Genomic DNA, 3,794 nt, shown 5'->3' on the forward strand with positions numbered 1-3,794 from the left:
TTCGGTCGCCTGACCAGACTCAGCCTGAGCTGTAGTATCCTGCGCCGTCTGATCCTGCGCATGCGCGAACAGAGAAAATGTAAATAAGAAAGCTACGCTTAAGAGTAGTTGTCGCGAAATTGAATGGCGGAAAATCACCTTTTTCATATTTTAAGTTCGATTAACGTCTAAACTTTGGTACGGTTTTTACACTCAGTATTTTAGGGCTAAATACCTAAAAAGGTACCTTTAAATTCAGGCACAAAAGTAATACTTATAGACGATTCTAGGAATGTTAGATAAGTGTTAATGGGTAATTTATAATTGTTCTAAATAATATTTTACAAGCTGTTTAAGTTATTATATTTTACATTTGTCAAAAGACCACAAGCTATGAAAAAACCTAATATACAGTACTCATTTGCGATTGCAGCTTTCTTCCTTCTTTTTAATCTGAGTTCCAGCGCTCAACAGGCCAGTGTTGAAATTCAACAAAGCAAAAAGATCGATAAGCTCATGGAAGTAAAGAAAGAATTGAGTGATAATAACAAGATCGGCGACCGCTTCGTGATTCAATTATTTTATGGAGATAATGGTGAAGCTAACGAAGTAATTCAGAAGTACCGGAATCTTTATGAATATCCTTCTAAAATCGCTTACGAAGCCCCCAATTATAAAGTTTGGGTAGGTAACTTTAGAAACAGACTGGAAGCAGACAGAGCGCTTTTAAACCTGAAAGAAGAATTTCCTTCAGCTTTTATTCCGAAGCCACAGAGGAAATAAGAATTTGAAAATTATACATTATAAAGCGGCTCATTGAGCCGTTTTTTTGTTGATAGCTCTTCGGAAACTGATTTTCAAAAACTACCCTATAAGATCCACTATCTATAGCTGAAGATTTTTCATACTCTAACCAATAATTCAGGTTTTTAATCAAAGTCTGTTTACCCTTATTCCCAACTGTCTCGAAGATAGAACTAGAGTGGAATTCAAGGCAGTTTGATGTTTGATCCATCGGTTCTTATTCGAGAAAAAGCATTGTTAGATCTATAGTTTTCCTGTTAGCACAATGCATGATCCTAAACTAAGGATTAATACTCTAAAAAGCTACAGACTTAAAATATAGCAATATCAGTTATTCCTGGATTATATCAGCTCTATTAGAACTGTAGATCAGTCAGAAATTTGAGATTACCAATCTAATTGATCTTTACAATCCTATACAATATTCTAAATATAGATATTCTTTCAGATAAGATGTTTCCATCCCGAGTAGCCAATACTATGGAGTGCAAATACAGCTTATGCAATTACTTCTAATGAATTAGCAACATAATCTATGTCCAAGCATCGGAAGATACAGAAATACAATCCTTCGAATGGACATTGAAATCCTGAAAACATTTTATAAAGGGTTTCAAAAAGTTTGATTTGAAACTTCAGAAACAAGATCAACAGGCACTATTGAATATAATAATACGCAGACAATAGTAGTATGATCTAATAATTTGACACCAATGAATTTCCAATATATACTATTGACACCACTAACAAAAAAAGCGGCTACATGAGCCGCTTTTTTTCGTTTGAGTATCCTACTCAGTTTATTTTGATTTCAAGGTTTTCTTAACCTCTACTTCTCTAAATGCTTCTACTACATCACCTTCTCTAATGTCGTTGTAGTTCTTAACCTGAAGACCACAATCGTAGCCTTTCTTCACTTCTTTAACGTCATCTTTGAAACGTTTTAATGAAGCCAGTTCTCCAGTGTAAACAACCACACCATCTCTAATAAGTCGTATACCAGCACTTCTGTAAATAGTTCCTGCGGTTACCATACAACCAGCGATCGTACCAACCTTGGATATCTTAAAGGTTTCTCTAATCTCTGCAGTACCAGTGATCTCTTCTTTAAGTTCTGGTGAAAGCATACCTTCCATCGCATCTTTAAGATCATTGATCGCATCGTAGATGATCGAGTAAGTACGGATATCAATTTCTTCCTTATCGGCCACCATTCTGGCATTACCTGCAGGTCGAACGTTAAATCCTATAATTACCGCATCAGATGCTGAAGCTAACAGTACATCACTTTCAGTAATTGCACCAACTCCTTTGTGTATGATATTCACCTGAATCTCTTCCGTAGAAAGCTTCTGGAAACTATCTGTAAGCGCTTCTACTGAACCATCCACATCCCCTTTCAGGATTATATTAAGTTCTTTAAAGTCACCAAGTGCGATACGTCTACCAATTTCATCAAGCGTTATGTGACGCTGAGTTCTAACATTCTGCTCACGCTGTAACTGAGTTCTTCGCGCTGCTATATCTTTCGCTTCACGCTCATCCTCCATTACTTTGAAAGTATCACCTGCCTGAGGAGCACCATCAAGCCCTAAAATAGACACTGGTGTAGATGGTCCGGCTTCTTTCACCTCGTGACCACGCTCATCATGCATAGCTTTGATCTTACCACTATTTCTACCGGCAAGTACATAATCTCCAATCTTAAGAGTACCAGCCTGAACAAGAATAGTCGCAATATAACCCCGACCTTTATCAAGGAATGCTTCCACCACGGTACCTTTGGCAAGTTTCTTAGGATTCGCCTTCAGTTCCAGGATTTCAGCTTCCAGAAGTACTTTTTCAAGTAATTCTTTTACGCCAGCTCCTGTTTTTGCGGAAATATCATGTGACTGAATCTTACCACCCCAGTCTTCTACAAGAAGATCCATCTGTGCAAGTTTCTCTTTTATCCTTTCTGGATTTGCCGTTGGCAAATCAGATTTGTTGATCGCGAAGATGATCGGTACTCCTGCAGCCTGTGCGTGAGAGATCGCTTCTTTTGTTTGAGGCATCACATCATCATCTGCCGCAATCACAATGATCGCGATATCTGTTACCTGTGCACCACGAGCACGCATCGCCGTAAAGGCTTCGTGACCAGGAGTATCCAGGAATGCGATTTTTTGTCCGCCATCAAGCTCAACTCCGTAAGCACCAATATGCTGAGTAATCCCTCCACTCTCACCGGCAATTACATTCTCTTTACGAACATAATCCAGTAAGGATGTTTTACCATGATCCACGTGACCCATTACAGTTACTATAGGAGCTCTGGTTACAAGATCTTCAGGATTCTCTTCAACTTCTTCAACAGTTTCTTCTACATCTGCTGTGGTGAACTCAACTTCATAGCCAAATTCTTCAGCAACGATAGTTAATGTTTCAGCATCAAGACGCTGATTCATGGTTACCATCATTCCAAGAGACATACATGCTGAGATAATCTTAGTTACCTGCACATCCATCATCGTTGCAACTTCACTTACAGTAACGAATTCTGTTACCTTTAAGATCTTATCATCAGATTCCTGCTGTGCAAGATCATCTGCGGAACGTTGCCTGTGTTCGTCTCTTTTCTGTCTTCTATACTTAGCACCTTTGCCTTTGGAAGATTTACCCTGAAGTTTCTCCAGAGTTTCACGTACTTGTTTTTGTACTTCTTCTTCGGTTGGTTCTTCTTTTGTAATAGGTTTGCTTCTTGCTCTTCCGCCTTTTTTAGCAGCTGCACCACGCGGATTGTTACCTCCACCACCTTTTACATCTTTACTGATGCGGCGACGACGTTTCTTACGCTTGTCCTTTTCTTCCTTAGATTCGGTTTTCTTCTCGTCTTTCTTCTTAACAGGTTTCTTGAACTGTGAAAGGTCGATCTTCTTACCGGTGAAGTTAGGTCCGTCGAGCTTCGTGTAGTTGGTCTTGATCGTATCAGAACCTTCTTCCTTCTTCTCTACAGTAGCTTCTGGAGCTTT

General features: G+C 39.0%; 2 protein-coding genes. One reads left to right on the plus strand and one right to left on the minus strand.

Annotation, left to right across the window (positions count from 1 at the left end; genetic code table 11):
• Positions 1-372 precede the first annotated feature (372 nt).
• The gene (locus ACNKXS_RS01930; protein ID WP_417919398.1) at positions 373-762 is read left to right on the plus strand and encodes an SPOR domain-containing protein; all 390 of its coding nucleotides are present in this window, start codon (positions 373-375) and stop codon (positions 760-762) included.
• Positions 763-1,583: 821 nt separating this feature from the next.
• Here the strand turns inward: ACNKXS_RS01930 and infB are convergent.
• The coding region (gene infB / locus ACNKXS_RS01935) for a translation initiation factor IF-2 (protein ID WP_417919399.1) at positions 1,584-3,794 on the minus strand (2,211 nt) is incomplete at its 5' end.

The sequence above is a fragment of the Christiangramia marina genome (assembly GCF_048285865.1).
Lineage (GTDB): Bacteria > Bacteroidota > Bacteroidia > Flavobacteriales > Flavobacteriaceae > Christiangramia > Christiangramia marina.